The organism is Nocardia vaccinii NBRC 15922 (assembly GCF_001613305.1).
In the GTDB taxonomy this organism is placed as follows: Bacteria; Actinomycetota; Actinomycetes; order Mycobacteriales; family Mycobacteriaceae; genus Nocardia; species Nocardia vaccinii.
The window spans coordinates 1-17,131 of record NZ_BDCC01000036.1 but is presented as its reverse complement, the minus strand read 5'-3'; the positions used below and the strand labels follow the sequence as shown (position 1 = coordinate 17,131).

16 protein-coding genes are annotated in these 17,131 nt (G+C 66.7%); 9 read left to right on the top strand and 7 right to left on the bottom strand.

The annotated features are described in order from the left end of the window. Nucleotides 1-147: 147 nt before the first annotated feature. Nucleotides 148-975: an SAM-dependent methyltransferase gene (locus tag NV1_RS24155; protein ID WP_169813390.1), complete on the top strand. Its 828-nt coding sequence runs from the start codon at nucleotides 148-150 to the stop codon at nucleotides 973-975. A gap of 203 nt (nucleotides 976-1,178) precedes the next feature. On the opposite strand, the gene NV1_RS24150 is transcribed toward NV1_RS24155, so the two are convergent. The 4 genes from NV1_RS24150 to msrB form a co-directional block, all read right to left on the bottom strand. After that, complete coding sequence (locus NV1_RS24150; protein ID WP_067895556.1) at nucleotides 1,179-3,245, bottom strand: ArnT family glycosyltransferase; 2,067 nt, start codon at nucleotides 3,243-3,245, stop codon at nucleotides 1,179-1,181. A 96-nt stretch (nucleotides 3,246-3,341) separates the two neighbouring features. Further along, nucleotides 3,342-4,877 (bottom strand): aldehyde dehydrogenase family protein, encoded by a 1,536-nt coding sequence (locus tag NV1_RS24145; RefSeq protein WP_067895553.1) that lies wholly within the window; start codon nucleotides 4,875-4,877, stop codon nucleotides 3,342-3,344. 133 nt (nucleotides 4,878-5,010) lie between these two features. Beyond that, the gene (gene msrA, locus NV1_RS24140; RefSeq protein WP_067895550.1) at nucleotides 5,011-5,526 is read right to left on the bottom strand and encodes a peptide-methionine (S)-S-oxide reductase MsrA; all 516 of its coding nucleotides are present in this window, start codon (nucleotides 5,524-5,526) and stop codon (nucleotides 5,011-5,013) included. Next, nucleotides 5,523-5,978 carry a peptide-methionine (R)-S-oxide reductase MsrB gene (gene msrB / locus NV1_RS24135; protein ID WP_067895547.1) on the bottom strand — a complete coding sequence of 152 codons (456 nt, stop codon included), beginning with the start codon at nucleotides 5,976-5,978 and terminating at the stop codon, nucleotides 5,523-5,525. The genes msrA and msrB overlap by 4 nt, the downstream gene beginning before the upstream one ends. 461 nt (nucleotides 5,979-6,439) lie before the next feature. Between msrB and NV1_RS24130 the strand changes: the two genes are divergently transcribed. The 6 genes from NV1_RS24130 (at nucleotide 6,440) to NV1_RS24105 (ending at nucleotide 11,761) form a co-directional block, all read left to right on the top strand. Next, complete coding sequence (locus NV1_RS24130; protein WP_067895544.1) at nucleotides 6,440-7,069, top strand: TetR/AcrR family transcriptional regulator; 630 nt, start codon at nucleotides 6,440-6,442, stop codon at nucleotides 7,067-7,069. Between the two features lie 179 nt (nucleotides 7,070-7,248). Beyond that, a complete protein-coding gene (locus NV1_RS24125; RefSeq protein WP_067895541.1) occupies nucleotides 7,249-7,899 on the top strand; it encodes a hypothetical protein in 651 nt (216 codons plus the stop codon). Nucleotides 7,900-8,104: 205 nt separating this feature from the next. Then, nucleotides 8,105-8,749 (top strand): ABC transporter permease, encoded by a 645-nt coding sequence (locus tag NV1_RS24120; RefSeq protein ID WP_067895537.1) that lies wholly within the window; start codon nucleotides 8,105-8,107, stop codon nucleotides 8,747-8,749. Further along, nucleotides 8,746-10,053: an ABC transporter ATP-binding protein gene (locus NV1_RS24115; protein WP_067895534.1), complete on the top strand. Its 1,308-nt coding sequence runs from the start codon at nucleotides 8,746-8,748 to the stop codon at nucleotides 10,051-10,053. Before NV1_RS24120 ends, NV1_RS24115 begins: the two co-directional genes overlap by 4 nt. Continuing rightward, nucleotides 10,050-10,787 (top strand): ABC transporter permease, encoded by a 738-nt coding sequence (locus tag NV1_RS24110; RefSeq protein ID WP_067895531.1) that lies wholly within the window; start codon nucleotides 10,050-10,052, stop codon nucleotides 10,785-10,787. The genes NV1_RS24115 and NV1_RS24110 overlap by 4 nt, the downstream gene beginning before the upstream one ends. Beyond that, nucleotides 10,784-11,761, top strand: a complete 978-nt coding sequence (locus tag NV1_RS24105) for a glycine betaine ABC transporter substrate-binding protein (RefSeq protein ID WP_067895528.1) — start codon at nucleotides 10,784-10,786, stop codon at nucleotides 11,759-11,761. The genes NV1_RS24110 and NV1_RS24105 overlap by 4 nt, the downstream gene beginning before the upstream one ends. A gap of 52 nt (nucleotides 11,762-11,813) precedes the next feature. Here the strand turns inward: NV1_RS24105 and NV1_RS24100 are convergent, their stop codons facing one another. Beyond that, entirely contained in the window at nucleotides 11,814-13,883 is a 2,070-nt protein-coding gene (locus NV1_RS24100; protein ID WP_245713891.1) for an acyltransferase family protein, read from the bottom strand. A 607-nt stretch (nucleotides 13,884-14,490) separates the two neighbouring features. Here NV1_RS24100 and NV1_RS45880 point away from each other — a divergent pair. Next, nucleotides 14,491-14,886 carry a cytochrome P450 family protein gene (locus NV1_RS45880; RefSeq protein ID WP_245713889.1) on the top strand — a complete coding sequence of 132 codons (396 nt, stop codon included), beginning with the start codon at nucleotides 14,491-14,493 and terminating at the stop codon, nucleotides 14,884-14,886. After that, a complete protein-coding gene (locus NV1_RS24095) occupies nucleotides 14,841-15,707 on the top strand; it encodes a cytochrome P450 family protein (RefSeq protein ID WP_245713888.1) in 867 nt (288 codons plus the stop codon). The genes NV1_RS45880 and NV1_RS24095 overlap by 46 nt, the downstream gene beginning before the upstream one ends. 138 nt (nucleotides 15,708-15,845) lie before the next feature. Here the strand turns inward: NV1_RS24095 and NV1_RS24090 are convergent, their stop codons facing one another. Continuing rightward, nucleotides 15,846-16,283, bottom strand: a complete 438-nt coding sequence (locus tag NV1_RS24090) for a hypothetical protein (RefSeq protein WP_157117317.1) — start codon at nucleotides 16,281-16,283, stop codon at nucleotides 15,846-15,848. Between the two features lie 226 nt (nucleotides 16,284-16,509). Beyond that, nucleotides 16,510-17,131 (bottom strand): site-specific integrase (locus tag NV1_RS24085; protein WP_157117315.1); only part of this gene is annotated, 622 nt, incomplete at its 5' end.

The following is a 17,131-nucleotide window of genomic DNA, read 5'->3' as shown; positions in this document are numbered from 1 at the left end:
CTACACCGTGCAATAGCCGAGTTGTGCGCGGTCCGCGGCGAATCGGCGTCGGATCGGCCGGGGAATGTGCCCCGGTCGTGATGTGCTGCGGGCCACGGGGTGGTTAACTCCTCAACCATAGGCGAATCGTTCGATGGGAGGAGGACCGTGCCGCACGCGGACGGGCGGGTGGATCTCCAGCAGGATCAACCCCACAGTGCCCGGATCTACGACTACTTTCTGGGCGGCCAGGACAATTACGCCGCCGATCGCGCGGCGGCCGAGAAGATCGAGCAGGCGATTCCCTCGGTGCGCGCGGTCGCCCGGGGCAACCGCCAGTTCATGGTCCGTGCGGTGCGTCATCTGGCCGCCGATCTCGGTGTGCGGCAGTTCCTCGACATCGGGACCGGCATTCCGACCGTGCCGAATCTGCATCAGGCCGCGCAGGAGAGCACACCCGACGCCCGGGTGGTCTACGTCGACAACGATCCGCTGGTGCTCGCGCACGCCCGGGCGCTGCTGGTCGGGCGGCCCGAGGGGCGGACCCGCTATGTGGCGGCCGACGTCACCGAACCGGAGCGGATCCTCGGCGCGCCCGAGGTCCGACAGACCCTGAATTTCGACGAGCCGGTCGCCCTGAGCCTGATCGCGCTGTGCCATTTCGTGCCGGGCGAGCGGATCTACGAGATCGTCGAAGCCCTGCTCGCACCGCTGGCCTCTGGCTCGTATCTCGTAATGACCCATCTCACCACCGATTTCGATCCGCAGATGGTGGCGGGCACGGTGCAGGCGTACCAGGCGAGCGGGATAGCGATGGAGGCGCGCGACTACGACGGCGTGCACCGCTTCTTCCGGGATCTCGACGTTCTGGATCCCGGCATCGTCGCCATCGAACGTTGGTTCCCGGACGGCGTCGAGCCGCAGGTGCCTCGCTTGATTTCCGGTGTGCCCGAGCCCGTGGCGGCGGGTTATGCTGCGGTCGGCCGCAAGAGATGAGCCGAAATCCGTTGGGGCACATCGTTGAAAGTGGATGGGTCGGGTGCGCGACCTTGGGGGTGCTGGTCAGGGCCGAGTGGCCTTGCATCCGGCGTGGGTGAGGTGAGGGCGTTCGGTGCGCGGGCGGGACATGTTGTGTAGCACCGGAAAAGGCCCGGCACGCATCGAGAAGGATTGCATGCCGGGCTTTTTCACCCGGATGGTCAGCCGTTGTATCCGCTGAGGTCGTAGACCTTAGCGTTGCCGACCTGCTTCGGGGTGAACGTAGCGGCGACCCAGTCGCTGATGTCGGTGTGCTGATTGCGGCCGAAACCGCCTGCGGCACCGGGCATCTGAGCTGACTCCTCGGTCAGCGACCGTTGCGTCCGGGCGCCGTCGGTCGCGGACCTGCCGGACGTGTCGGTCGCGGCGGCGCGTGCATCGATGCCGGGAGCGCCGCCTCGACCGCGACCGTTGGACTGCACGACGTAATAGCCGATCTTGCCCGCCTTCACATCGGCCTGGAATTCGGCGAGCGTCGGGGTCGGATCGTTACCGGAGAATCCGCCGATCGCCATCACGGCCGCACCGCTCTGCAATTCCAGCCCGGCCGCACTGGACGAACCGTTGACCGCGGCTGCCCACGTCGAATTCTTCTGCTGCAACAGCGCGGTGAGCTGCGGATTCGCTTGGCCCTCCGGCCCCCGCCCGCCACGACCGTCCGCCTGGGCCGGCCCCACCGTCGGCCCGCCGCCGGAGTGCGCGGTCGCGACGGTGGCCACCGTGTAGGCCGCCGCGCCCGACAGCCCGCCCAGGAGGCCCACCGTCAGCATCGCGGCAGCGAGCCCGCGGTGGGCGCGATGCGCCCACGGGACCGCCACCAGCACCGCCGCCAGGATCGTCACGATCAGGATCGCCCAGCGCAGCTCCGGGTACCACGCGCTGTTGCGTTGCAGCAGAACGAAACTCCACACTCCGGTGACCGCGAGCAGCGCGGCCGCGCCGAGCCGCCCGAAGTGCGTCTCGCGCTGGGTCCACATCTCCCGGACGCCGAGCGCGAACATTCCGGCCACCGCGGGCGCGATCGACAGGCAGTAGTAGGGGTGGACCATCCCGTTCATATAGCTGAGCACACCGCCGTCGATGATCAGCCATCCACCGAAGACGATGGCGGCCGCACGCATCGGGTCGGTGCGCGGAGCCCGGCCGCGCGAGATGAGCACCAGCACGAAGGCGAGCAACGCGGCGGGCAGCAGCCAGCCGATCTCGAAGCCGAACTCGCCACTGAACAGGCGTTCCACGCCACGAACCTGTCCGCCGAAGCCGCCGAATCCGGGACGGCCCGAGGGCATGTGCGCGGCGGACTGGGCGGCATCGCGCGTCGCGGGCGTCGGGGTGCGGCCACCGCCACCGCCGCCGTGGTTGCGGCCCAGGACGCGAGCGAATCCGTTGTAGCCCAGCACCAGGTTCATGAAGTTGTTGTCGGTCGACCCGGCCAGATACGGCCGGCTCGACGCGGGCCACCACAACGTCACCAGCACATACCAGCCGCTGGCGACCAGCAGTGCGGCCAGCGCGGCGAACAGTTGCAGGATGCGGGTGCGGACCGGATTGGGTGCGGCGATCAGATAGGCCAGCCCCAGCGCGGGCAGCACCATCAGGCCCTCGAGCATCTTCGCCAGGAACGCGAAACCCAGTGCCACACCGGCAAGTACGATCCACAACGTCGAGGCGCGCGGCAACGCCCGCACGGTCGCGTAGGCGGCGGCCATCATGAGCAGGACCATGGCCGCGTCCGGGTTGTCGAAGCGGAACATCAGCGCCGCGACCGGTGTGAGCGCCAGCGCCGCACCCGCGAGCAGCCCGGAGTAGTGGCTGTCGCTCACTCGCCGGACCGCGCCGTAGAGCAGGGCCACCGCCGCTACGGCCATCAGCGCCTGCGGGATCAGCATGCTCGCGCTGGAGAATCCGAAGATGCGTCCGGACAGGCCCATCACCCACTGCGAGACGGGCGGTTTGTCGACGGTGATGAAGTTGGCCGGGTCCAGCGACCCGAACAGCAGCGCCTCCCAGTTCTCGGAGCCGGCCCAGGCGGCCCCGGCGTAGAACTGGTTGCCCATCCCGTTGACGGTGATATTCCACAGGTAGAGCACCGCCGTCGAGATCAGGAGCGCGGCCAGGCCGGCACGTTCGACGGCTCTGCCGCCGTATCCGCGGGCCGATGCGGGAGCCGCGGAACGCGGCGGGACCTCCGATGAGGTGTCCAGGACCGATGTCGTCACGTCAACCATTGAGCCCGGCGGAGCCCACAGCTACCTGTGAGCCCGCCGTGAGCTTGCCGTGGACGGGGCCGATCCGTCGCCTCCGGTGCGGAACGCCGATCGCGCTCAGGACAGTAGACGGCGCAGCACCCGGTTGCCGAAGCCGTACCGGATCAGCCCGTCGAGATTCTGAATCGTCTTCTCCGAGTAGGGATACCAGATGCTCTCGCGCTTCGGCTGCCACCGGTCCACGAGCACCGGCTGGGCGTGGGCGAAACTCCGCAACGCGTCGGTGCCGTTGACGTGTCCCAAACCGCTGTCCTTGCGCCCTCCGAAGGGCGCCTCCGGGACCCCGTAGATGACCGCGGCGTCGTTGTGCACCACGGACCCCGTGGTCAGCTGGGCGGCGATGCGGCGGGCCTTGGCGGCGTCCTTGGTGAAGACCGATCCGCTCAACCCGTACTTGCACTCGTTGGCCAAGCGGATGGCCTCGTCCTCGTCGCGAACCCGCATGACGGCCGCGATCGGGCCGAATGTCTCCTCGGTCATCAACTGCATGTCGTGGTGCGCGCCCAGGACCAGCGTGGGCTGGAAATAGAGCCCGTCTCCGTCCCCGCGCGCACCGCCGACCACGACCTGCGCGCCCTTTTCCTTGGCATCCTCGATATGCCGGGTGACGATGTCCATCTGCCGATCCCAGAACAGCGGGCCCATATCGGTATCGCCCGGCCCGTAGGTGATCTCCGTGGCCTTCTGGGTGACCAGCCGGATGAATTCGTCCGCGACGCTGTCGACCACGTAGATCCGCTCGACGCTCATACAGACCTGGCCGGTGTTGAACATCGACAGATAGACCGCGCCCGCCGCTGCGCGCTCGAGATCGGCGTCGGCGCATACGATCATGGCGTCCTTACCGCCGAGTTCGAGGGTGCAGGGCAACAGGCGTTCGGCGCAGGCCGCGGCGATCTTGCGGCCGGTGGCGACGCTGCCGGTGAAGCAGACCTTGTCGATCGCCGAGGCGACCAGCGCGGCGCCGGTTTCGCCGTCACCGCGCAGGACCTGCACGACATCCTCGGGAACGCCCGCCTCGTGCAGCACTCGCGCCACCCACTCGCCCGAGCGCGGCGTCACCTCGGAGGGTTTGAACACCACCGTGTTGCCCGCCAGCAGCGCCTGCACGACCGGATTGAGCGACAGCACGAACGGCGCGTTCCAGGGTGTGATGACTCCGACCACGCCGAGCGGCTGATATTGGATGAACAGCTTCTTGAACGGCTTCAGATAGCCGTGCAGCTTCTGGGCGTGCGAGCGCAGATCCTTGCGGGCGCGCCCACTCCAATAGTTGAGGAAATCGCAGGCCGGGACGATTTCCACGCCCAGCGCCTCGGCCTCGGGTTTACCGGTTTCCTCGCGGACCGTCGCGGCGATCTCCGCGCGCCGCCGCACGATGACGCCCACCGCGGCGCGCAGGATGTCGGCGCGTTCGGCGATGCTCCGCGCGGCCCAAGCCGGTTGCGCGGCGCGAGCGCGGGCGACGGCGGCGCCCACCTCGGTACTGTCTTCGACCTCGAGTTCTCCGATGGACCGGCGATCCACCGGGCTGTCCAGGGCCAATCGGCGGCGTTCGCCGTCGGCCGATGGCAGGGTGCGAACGATGGCCATGGTCTTCTCCTCGATGAGCTGGTGGACACCTGTCTGGAAGGTACTACGCCCATCTGCGCGCAACAAGACTCGGACCACTGTGCGGGAAAAGCCGTGGGGGAGCGGCCCCCACGGCGTCCGGCGGATCGAGGTTCTACTGCGTGGCTGCCTGGCGCTTGGGCAGCTTCCACCCCGGACGCGGGAAGTGGCAGGTGTAGCCGTCCGGGTAACGCAGCAGATAGTCCTGATGCTCGGGCTCGGCCTGCCAGAACGGCACGGCCGGGGTCACCTCGGTGACGACCTTGCCCGGCCACAGGCCCGAGGCGTCGACGTCGGCGATGGTGTCCAGTGCGACTCGCTTCTGATCCTCGTCGAGGTAGAAGATGGCCGATCGATAGCTCGAGCCGACGTCGTTGCCCTGCCGGTCCTTGGTGCTCGGATCGTGGATCTGGAAGAAGAACTCCAGCAGCGCCCGGTAATCGGTCAGCGCCGGATCGTAGACGATTTCCACCGCCTCGGCGTGACCCGGGTGATTGCGGTAGGTGGGGTTGTCGTTGCGCCCGCCGGTGTAGCCGACCCGCGTCGAGAGCACTCCGGGCTGCTTGCGGATCAGATCCTGCATGCCCCAGAAGCATCCGCCGGCCAGGATCGCGATCTTCGTGTCGGTCACACTTGCTCCTTCGTGAACAGGGTCTTGTACGGACCGTAACCCTCCGCCTCGAGGTCGTCGAGGTGGATGAATCGCAGTGCCGCGGAATTGATGCAGTACCGCAGGCCGCCCGCCTCGCGGGGACCGTCGGTGAACACATGCCCGAGATGACTGTTGCCGAAAACCGAGCGGATCTCGGTGCGGATCATCCCATGACTCGAATCCCGCGCGTCGACCACGGCATCCGCGCTGACCGGCTTGGTGAAACTCGGCCAGCCGCAGCCGCTGTCGAATTTGTCCAGCGAGGTGAACAGCGGCTCACCCGACACGACGTCGACGTAGATGCCCGGCTCGTGGTGGTCCCAGTACTCGCCGGTGAAGGCTCGTTCGGTTCCGTTCTCCTGGGTGACGTGGTACTGCTCGGGCGTGAGCGCCGCGACGGCCGCAGGGTTGCGGTTGTAGTCCTGTGCCACATGACCTCCTCGTTGTCGACTACCTCTTCAACGTGTGTGCCGGGTCGGAAAATCCCGGCGTCGGGGGACGTCATACTTCGGTCATTAATCGCCCGGTGTGTGGTCGCAACGTGGTGGTTCGGCCTCGGGGTAGGTGTCGGTGGACCCGGCGCTGGGGTATCGCTCACCAGGGCGTTCCTATCGGTGACCAACTGGAAACAGTGAAATTGGCATATGCGCATTGGAATATGTCAGGCGCGTATGTTCCAAACAACCACGACTCCGGTCCGCACGACAACTCCTCGAATACCGAATCACCTGGCATCGAGCAGGCGAGCGGACCGCTGAGATCCGGTGGGAGAGGCGCGATACGGTTGCGCTCCAAGGGGATTCCGGGATGTTCCGGGGCGCGGGAACGGTCGCGTTAAACTCGATCGCGCTCGGGTTGGCCGATGCGGGCAGGATGCGGGGAGGAGTGGGCGATGCCGCCGAAGGCGACGGTGCAGCGTCGGCGCCCTTCGCAGGAGCGGGCGGTGGCGACGCGGGAGCATCTTCTCGATACCGCCGCGCGATTGTTCGGGGAGCGGGGTATCGCGAACACCTCGACGAACCGGATCGCGGCAGAGGCCGGAGTCAGCATCGGCACGGTGTACCGGTATTTCGCGGATCGTTCGGTCATGGTCGAGGAGTTGCTCGCGCGACTGCTGGAAAGTGTCGAACAGCGGCTCACCGAGCGGGTTTTCGGGCTGGGGGACAGGCCCATCCTGGAGCAGATCACCTCGGTCCTGGAGGCGGTGAGCGATGAGCTCGCGGCCAAGGCCTCGCTGGTGCGCGCGCTGGCGGCCGGCGTGCAGTTCTACAGCAGCGGTATTCCGGAGTTCGAGCCGCGGCTGCGACTGCTTGCCAAGGTGATCGTGATCCAGATGCTCGGACCTGGCGATGATCACCGCTACGACGTGATGGCCTTCGTATTGATCAATACCGGATTCGCGGCGGTGCTGCGGGCCTCGGCGCTGGAGGTGAGCGGCGAGGAGCGCCGTGAGGCGATTGCGATGACCGCGGAGATGATCGCCGCGTGGGCCGAGGCCGAACGGCACGGTGGTAGGCCCTGATACCACGCGCACGCTGGTGCGATGCGGAGATTTGGCATCCGCCTCGAGCGGACGTGCGGATCCTTGGTGTCGGTCACAGAGTTCTCGGTGACGGCTGGATAGCGAATTGATTGCTGCCGTATTTTGGCGTGGTAGGCACGGGCAACGAAGCCTGTGGTTGTCCGTGAGATGGGGTACCGGTGGTTGATCTCGGATGGTTCGACGCGTGGCGGCCGCGGTCCGGGCGGCTGATCACTTGGACGGTATTGCCGTCGGCGCGGGTAGCGATGTTGGAGACGCCCGCCTGCGCGATGCCCGTGTCCGGTTGGCAGCAGCGGTACATGCGCGCTGTCCACCGCCTGGCGGGAACCGATTGCCGCCCGGCGCGGCTGTACGTTCTGGAGTTCGATGTGGCCGGTCGCCCGGTGATCGCCGCGGTGACGCGGGCGATCACCGAATTGGTGCGGTGCCACGACGTATTCCGGAGCTGGTTCGCCGTCGAGCCGGATGGCCGAGTGGTACGTCATATGCTCTCGCCCGACGAGGTGGAGCTGGTCGCCAGGGTGCGCGAGGACGTCATCGACGGTACCTCGATCGGAGAGATCGTGCGGACCGGGATTCCGGACGCATTGCATTGGGACTGTTTCGGTTTCGGCATTATCGAACACGAGCAGTCCTTCACGATGTACGTGGCCGTGGATCGGTTGCACACCGGTGTTGTGGCGGCGCTCCCGGCAGAGGCGGATCTGCTGACGTTGTATCGGCGTGAGGTGTGTTCGGGTGGTGAGCTGCGCTCGGTCGTGCGCGGCCGACCGGGCGCCCCGCGGAAATACCTCGTGCGCGGTCGTTAGGCGACAGGAGTCGCCGGGCGAATTACGCTCTGCGACAAGGTGATCGGAAAACAGTCACGGAGGCGTCGCCGGGGAATTCGGCGAATCGCCCGAAGTGCCTATTACATCGGCGCATGGGCATGATCGAGTAATCTGCGACGACTTGCGGGCCCGGTGACGGGCGCAGGCAGCTACCGGCCGATGCCCGGCCGACGAGGGGAATCCCGTGGATTTGTGGAGCTATGTGCGAGGGCGCGGGGAGTTGCTGGCGTTTCTGACGTATCAGCATGCCTCCCTGGCCTTTCAGACCGTCCTGGTCGGCACCGTGGTCGCGGTGCTGATCGCGGTGGCGGTGTATCGGCTGCCGCTGGCGGCGTCGCTGTCGCTGACCTCGAGCCGGGTCGCGCTGACGATCCCGTCCCTGGCACTGCTGGCATTGCTGCTGGTGCCGTTCGGACTCGGCGTGGTGCCGTCGTTCATCATGCTGGCGTTCTTCGCGGCGCTGCCGGTGATCGGCAACGCGATCGTAGGGCTGCGATCGGTACCGGCCTCGGTGGTGGAATCCGCCCGGGGGATCGGGTTTTCGCGGTGGCGGATTCTGCTGACCGTCGAATTGCCGATCGCCTGGCCGGTGATCCTGACCGGCATCCGGGTCTCGACGCAGATGATCGTTGGGGTCGCCGCGATCGTGGCCTATGTGCTGGGGCCGGGCCTGGGATCGCTGATCTTCAACGGGCTTTCGCGGCTCGGCGGTGCGAACGCGCTCGAGATGGCGTTGACCGGCACCATTCTCATCGTCCTCATCGCGTTGGTGTTCGACGCGCTACTCGTCCTGCTCGGACGGCTCACGATCGCAAAGGGTTTGTCATGACCGACGAGGTGACCGGTCCGCCGGCAGCGGGCGCGCCGGAGCGCACCGTGACCGGTGCGTCCATCACGCTGGACGGGGTGGTCAAGCGCTACCGAGGGCAGGACGTACCGGCGGTGCAGCGTCTGGATCTGGAGATCGAGGCGGGCGATATCGTCGCCTTCGTCGGTCCGTCCGGATGCGGTAAGACCACGACGCTGAAGATGATCAACCGGTTGATCGAGCCGACCGAGGGACGGATCCTCATCGGCGGTCGCGATGTGACCCGGGAGCATCCGGACAAGCTGCGGCAGTCCATCGGATATGTCATCCAATCCGGCGGTCTGTTCCCGCACTGGACGGTCGCGAAGAATATCGGCGCGATTCCGCGCGTACTCGGCTGGGATCGCAAGCGAATCGCCGAACGGACCGAATATCTGCTCGATCTGGTCGGGCTGGATGCCGCGACGTTCGCCGACCGGCTGCCCAAGGATATGTCCGGCGGGCAGCAGCAGCGAGTGGGCGTCGCACGGGCGCTGGCGGCGGATCCGCCGGTGCTGCTGATGGACGAGCCGTTCGGCGCGGTCGACCCGATCACGCGAGTTCGGTTGCAGGACAGCCTGATCGCGATTCAGCACGAGCTCGGCAAGACGATCGTGATCGTCACGCACGATTTCGAGGAGGCCACCAAACTCGGCGACAAGGTACTCATCCTGTCCGAGGGCGGGCATGTCGAGCAGTACGCGCGACCGGAGGAGATCCTGACCAGTCCCGCGACGCCGTTCGTCGAGGAGTTCGTCGGATCCGGTGCGAAGCTGGCCTATCTGACCGTGCAGCGGGTGCGGGACGTCGAATGCGATGCGGTGGTCACCGCGCGGGTCGGCGAGCCCTCGCGGCCGGTGATCGATCGCGCGAAGGCGGCCGGGCACAGCTGGGTGGTCGTGGTGGACGAGGCCGGGCGGCCGCGTTCGTGGCCGACACTCGAGGAATTGGCCAGCAAGCCGGAGGTTTCGGACTATCTGGATCGGCGGCTGCCGGTGATCGCGCGGTCCTCGACCCTCAACGACGCGCTCGATGCCATGCTCGCGGCCAGTCAGGGTGCGGCGTTGGTCACCGACGGGCGCGGTGCGGTGATCGGCTCGTTGAGTATCGGGTCGGTGACCGAGACGATTCAGGCCAAACTCGCCGACGTGCGTGCCGAGGAGGAGGAACCGTCGTACGAGACGTACGTCGACGGCACCGATCCCGCGCCGACGCCGGTGGTGGCCGCCGAGGACGAGCCCGGAACCTCCGAGGACGAGCCCGGGTCGGCGGCGGAGGTCTCATGAATCGGTTGCGCCGCGTCCCGCTCGACGTGTGGTTCGAGCCGGCCGTGATTCTCGTCATCGGTATCGGATACTTCCTCTGGTACCGATCCGCGACTCTGACCCCGACCGAACAGGCATCCCTGGGTTGGGGTAATCTGCGGAACACCATCCTGAGTCACATCGAACTGACCGTGGTGGCCACGCTGATCGTGGTGGTCGTGGCGATCCCGCTGGGTATCGCGCTGACCCGGCCCGCGGCGAAGCGATTCGAGCCGCTCGTGGTGAATATCGCCAATATCGGTCAGGCCGCACCGGCGGTCGGGCTGCTGGTGTTGTTCACCTTCTGGCTGGGCACCGGATTCCGCACGGCGATCGTCGGTCTGGTCGTGTACGCGGTCCTGCCGATTCTGCAGAATACGATCGTCGGATTGCGGCAGGTGGATCAGCGCACGATCGAGGCCTCGCGGGGGATCGGATTCTCCTCCGCGCGAACGCTTTTCCAGGTGGAGTTGCCGCTTGCGGTGCCGGTGATCCTCAACGGTGTGCGCACCGCGCTGGTGATTCTGGTCGGCACCGCGACGTTGAGCACGTTCATCGGGGCGACGAGCCTGGGCACGCTGATCACCACGGGCGTGACCCTCTTCCTGCCGAAACTGCTCGTGTCCGGGGCGATTCTGGTGGGCCTGCTGGCCCTGATCATCGACTGGCTGGGCAGGTTGGTCGAACTCGCCGCGACTCCGCGCGGTGTGTCATGAGGGCGCGGTCGACGACGCTGGTCTCTGCTCTGGCGCTGATGTTGTCGCTGGTGACCGGATGCGGTCTGGTCAGCTCCTCGGGGACGTTCCACCACACGACGCTGCCGGGCGGGGATCAGCCGCTCGAGGGGGCGAAGATCGTGGTGACGTCGAAGAGCTTCACCGAGGGGGTGCTGCTGGGCAAGATCACCGCGACGTATCTGGCCGCGGCGGGCGCGCACGTGACGGATCTGACCGGAGCGCCCGGTTCGGCCTCCTCGCGGCAGGCACAGCTCAACGGTGACGCGGACATATTGTGGGAGTACACCGGGACCGGATGGGTCAACTACCACAACAAGACCGAGACGATCTCCGATCCGCAAGAGCTGTGGCAGCGGGTGCACGACATCGAGAGGCACGACTACGACCTGGAGTGGTTGCGGCCCGCGAACTTCGACGATACCTATGCCTTCGGCGTCTCCACGCCCAGCGCGCAGCGGCTGAATGTGCGGTCGCTGTCCGATGTGGCCGCACTCCCGGTCGCCGATCGCACGTTCTGCGTGGACGACGAATTCTTCAGCCGCTCGGACGGTTTCATCCCGATGCTGCAGAAGTACGGGATCCCCTACAACACTCCCGACGGCGTTCCGGCCGGCAATGTGACCCGCATGGACGCCGGGGTCGTCTACACCGCCACGGCCAAGAGCTCGCCCTGCAATTTCGGCATGATCTACACCACCGACGGCCGGGTGAAGAACCTGAAACTCGTTGTGCTGGAAGATGACAAGAAATTCTTCCTGCCCTACAGCGGCACCGCGGTCGTGCGCGGTGCGATCCTGGACCGCTACCCGCGCCTGCGGACCCTGCTGGACACGATTTCCGAGCGTCTCACCAACGATCTGATGCAGGACCTCAACGGCCGTGTCGACATCGAGGGCCAGGACCCGTCCGACGTCGCCTACGACTGGTTGAAAAGTCAGAAGCTGGTCGAATAGGCGATGCCCGCGAAGCGAGGCGACCGACCGCACGATGTGGTCGGTGGGTCGCTCAGCTGTGAGCCAGAGCACGGTCGGTGAGCGCGCCGATCACCGGTCCGAGTGTCCGGGCGTAGCTGAGCGTGAGGTGATTGTCGTCGCGGAACACCAGGGTATCGCCGACGATGACGGGACAGCGGATGGTGGTGCAGAACATCGAGGTGAGTTCGGCGTACTGCCCGCCGCCGGCGGTGGTCGCTGCCTGCTCGGCCGCGACTCCCGCGGCGTTGACCCCGGCCGGGCGTGCGGGCGCGCATGCAGTGGCGTCGTCGATGTGTTCGGACAGGCACGTCGGCACCGTGGCGTGCGGATCGGGGATCGGCCCGAGAACGAGTACTGCCGAGCCGATCGCGCGCAGTTGGGCGACCAGGCGGGTCAGGCCATCGATCCAGGTGTGGTCGTAGGAGACGAAGCCGAAGTCGCCGCCATAACGCCGGGACATGCCCACCACGATCAAGCGCGGGTGTTCGATCCGCAGCCGGTTCAGCACCTGACCGCGCCACTGCTCGCATTCGGTGTATTCCCGGCCCAGATAGGGGCTGGTGATCGGCATATCCATCAGCGGGCAGGTGACCTTGGCCATCGTTTCCAGCCGCCAGTGCCGCGCCGCGGCGATCGGCTCGAGCGCCGGGTTCCACATCGCCGCGTGCGAATCGCCCACCAGGGCCACCGTGGTGGGCGAGTTCGGATCACCCGAGGCGCACTCGGCCTGGCCCACATCGCGCCACGAACGTACACAGCCGTTGCCGAACACGTCGGCCTTGTCGCCGGGCGCGTCGCCGAGCGAGGGGGTGAGATTCGATGGAACGGAACGGATTTCGGACGAGGCCGCGACCGCGGATTGAGCCTGTGCGATCAGCTGCCGGACCGCCTCGTCGCGTGGGTCGGCGACGGGAGCGGCCGTCACCCGCGGTGTGGCGAGTACGAGTGCGGGCGCCGCGATGCCGTGCCCGACCGGGGCAGGCACGAGCACGAGCCCGAGGAGTGCCGCACACGTGGCGACCGCGGTGCAGGCGCCGCCGCAGGCAAGGCTGCGCATGGCCGAGTTCCGCAACGGCACGGCGAAGCGGATCGGATTTTCGACCGTCCACTGAGTGAGCATGGCAAGCCCGCCGGCCATCACGATCGCGCCGAATGCGCCGACCAGCCCGAGCGGGTGGCCGAGCATATGCGGCGCCAGCAGCAACACCGGCCAGTGCCACAGGTACCAGGTGTAGGACAATCCGCCGATTGCCCGGACCCGACCGTGAGCCAGCACCCGACCGACCCCGAAACGTGTTTCGGCACAACCGGATACGATCATCAGGGCCGCGCCCACGACAGGCGCCAGGGCCGCGCTGCCGGGATACGGTGTCCTGCCGTCGAAATGCGCGCAGGCCACCACGACCAGAACCAGGCCGATCCAGCCCGCGAGTACGGCCACCGATCGCGGTAGCCGAGACCACACGACAACCGAGAGCGCCACCAGGCCGCCGACGGCCAGCTCCCACGCCCGGGCAGGCAGCGAGAAGAACGCCCACGGCGGCTGCGTGCCGGTCCAGATCAGCGCGGTGGTGAACGAGACGGCGGCGACAACCGCAAGGACGACCAGGTAGGGAAGTGGTGCGGTCGATCCGGCGCGACGCCGCCGCACGAGCCGGGCCGTCCCGAGCAGGAGTACCGGCCACAGCAGATAGAACTGTTCCTCCACACCGAGTGACCAGAAATGCTCGAACGGCGATGGCGCCGCGCCCGCGGCGAGGTAATCGGTACCGCGCAGGGCGAGCCGGTAATTCCCGACGTACAACGCGCTTGCGATCCCGTCGCCGAGGACCTGGCGGGCCTGTAGCGGCGGCAGCAGCGCCGCCGCGCCGATCGCGGTGGTGACCAGTACGATGCCCGCGGCGGGCAGCAGCCGCCGAGCGCGCGCACCGTAGAATCGGACCAACTCGACAGTGCCGGTGACGGTTACCTCCCGGCACAGGATTCCGGTGATGAGAAAGCCGGATATCACGAAGAAGACATCCACGCCGACGAATCCGCCGCCGAACCCGGGAATGCCCGCATGGAACAGCACGACGGTCAATACGGCCACTGCTCGCATGCCCTCGATATCGGGCCGAAATCCCGCCCGGTGCTGCGGTGCATCGTGAACCCGGTCTGCCTGCCGATTTGCCAACCCGCTTACGGCCGCGTCCGTCATGGGCAGAATTGTGGTCGATCGATTCGTCCCGGGCGCGACGACGTGCCGCGTTTTCCGAACACGATTTGGAAGCCTTCGTGTGCTGGTCACAGCCGAATTGGCTGGTTTGCGCCACATGTCGTGTAATGGTTCACGCTGATTACCGGTCAGGGTCGGTAATATCGCGTCGGCCACTCTTCATGTGAGCCTGGCGATTTCCACATTTATGCGTCTCGACGACACGAGGATATTCACCGTTCGCTCAGCGGCACTGGGCTCGGCCGTCAGCTGAGCCATTGAGCCGAGGGTTCGTACTCGGTCGCGAAACACAGTATTTTTCGGCTCGGCCGAGTCGAGTCTTCGGGCAGTCCGACCGGTCGAGTGGATTCCGGCGAGCTCCGGGAGGAAATCAGGGTCGTCTGCGGGTCGTACCCGGATGGCGTGCGTGAGCGACCGCAATACCGTGGCAGCGGTAGGACGGAATCGTTGGACGAACAGGCCGGTGAACGGCCGCGACAGGTGGGTCGGCATGGCGGATATCGAGGCGAAGGAACGGGTGGAGGATGTGGGCGAGGAGTTCTTCGACGATCCGTACGCGCATTACCGGCGATGGCGCGAACACGGTCCGGTGCATCGCGTCCGGCTGCTCGGATCGTTCCCGATGTGGGTGATCATCGGGTACGCGGAAGCCCGTGCGGCACTGGCAGATTCGCGGCTGCGTAAGGACTATGCCGAGATCGGGCGGGTATTGCGAGCCAAGGATCCGCAGGCGTCGGCCGGGCCGAATGCGACGGCGCTGATGTCGCATATGCTCAATACCGATCCGCCCGATCACACCCGGTTGCGCATGCTGGTGAAAAGGCGTTCACGCCGCGTCGCGTGGCGGCGTTGCGGGCCCGGATCGAGCAGATCACCGACGAGTTGATCGATGCGATGGCCGGGCAGACGCGGGTCGATCTGATCCGGGAATTCGCCCAGCCGCTGCCGATAGCGGTGATCTGTGAGCTGCTCGGGGTGCCGTTCGGTGATCGCGAGGCGTTCCAGGAGTGGACGAAGGTCCTGATCGGCAATTGGGCCGGGCCGGACGAACGCAGCCGGGCGGGCGCGGAGATGACGCGGTATCTGGCCGAACTCGTTGCGGCGAAACGCCGAGAGCCGGGCGACGACCTGCTCTCGGGGCTGCTACAGGCGCGTGCCGACGCCGATCCGCTCGACGAGGGCGAATTGGTGGCGATGGCGTTCCTGCTACTGGTCGCCGGGCACGAGACAACGGTCAACCTGATCGGCAACGGTGCGTATGCATTGCTGCGCAACAGATCTCAGTTCGAGGCCCTGCGCGCGGACGGCTCCGCGATACCGGCCGCGATCGAGGAACTGCTGCGCTTCGACGGGCCGGTGGGGTGGGCGACGCTCCGGTACACCGTCGAACCGGTCCACATCGGCGACACGGACATCCCGGCGGACGAGATCGTCTACATCGCCCTGGCTGCCGCGGACCATGATCCGTTCCGCTTCGGCGGCGGGGACGATCTGAACATCGCCGCCGATGCCTCCGGGCATCTGGCGTTCGGCTACGGCTTCCATTACTGCGTCGGCGCTCCGCTCGCCCGGCTCGAGGCCGGCATCGCGTTCGCCGCCCTGCTCGATCGCTTCCCGAACCTGTCACTCGCGGAGGGATTCACGCCCGAATGGCAGATCAGCACGATCATCCGCGGGCTGTCGGAGTTGCCGGTCCGGTTGCGGTAGCGGAACTGCGGCGCTCGTGGTCTGCTTCGCGGCCGGTCTCCGCGGTGTGGCGGCCTCGGTTCACCGAACCGATGGGTTTGCCGAAACGATTGCGGGCGTGGAGATGTCGTGCCGGAGAGCAGTCCGGGGACGGGGCGGTCAGGCGGCCATGTCGCCGGGTTCGAACGGGGCGAAGAATGCGCTGATGCCGTTGGCGCTCAAGGCATCGCCGAGGGCGACGAAATCGAAGGCGCCGCCGGTGCCGCGACCGGCCCGCAGGAGCGCCTCGTGGCCGCCATCGGCGATCAGTGCGCGATGCAGCCGGACGAGATCGGGAACCGTTGCCTGCGAGTGTGTTTGGGCGTGGATGACCATCAGGTGCAGGCACAGATGCTGTGCGGGCGTCTCCGGATCGGGATGGCCGCTCTCGCCGAGTTTGCGCAGCAGGCTGGTGAACGCCTGCTCGATGTAGTACAGGAAGACCGGCCGCGGGCTGTGCAGGATTCTGCTGCGCACATCGCGGGCGAGCATCGCACCGGCATCGATCAGGGCTTGTGCGGATCGGGGGGTGAGACCGGGGATTTCGCAGTCACTCATCAGCTCTCCTTGCGCGACGGCGCCGTTACCGGCGCGGTCCCGATGGACGGTGACCGCCCTCACCTCCGTTGGCTGGTCAAATGTAACGAATACAGTAAATTGTGACAAGTGTTGTGGGCGAAACCCGCAGGTGGGATAGGGTTTTCGCCGCTGAGGAACCCTGCTCGAAGGGGTCAGTGTGCCAAGAGTGTGCCAACGCGCGGGAGGGAGTGCGGCTGTTCCCGGATTAGCTGAATAGCGTCGCTGCGGCCGCCTCGAGGTCCTCGGGCTGTGCGTCGGAGTAGACCCCCAGCGAGACTGCCGGGTCGTGGCCATGCCAGGCGGCGACGATATGCACCGGGATTCGCATTGCGAGCATGAGTGAGACCGATGTGTTCCGTAGTCCCTCGAGCGGGATGCGACGGAGCCCGGCCTGCTTGCGGATCCGGTGGAACTCGCAGGAGTACCAATGTGGGGCAATCGGCGTGCCGTCCTCGTGTACCATGATCAGGCGGTCGTCTGACCACGGGATGCCCAACGCCAGGCATTCGGCCTTCTGTGTGATTTTCAGCGCGCGCAAGGCTTCTGCTAGATCGGCGGGCGGCGGCAAGTCGCGGCGGCTGCGCTTGGACTTGGGCAAGGTCTCGTCGACGTTGACGTCGCCGCTGCCGACCGCGACTCGGCCGCGGCGAATTTTCACCGTTGTGTCATCGCATCGGGTCCACCGCAATCCGAGTACTTCCGAGCGCCGCGCGCCGTAGACGGACAGTAACCAACATGCGTAGAGGCGGTTTGTCGATGCGGCCTTGCGGAAGGTCTTGACCTCGTCGAGCGTCCATGACTTTGCCGAGTCGGCTATGTCATCGTCA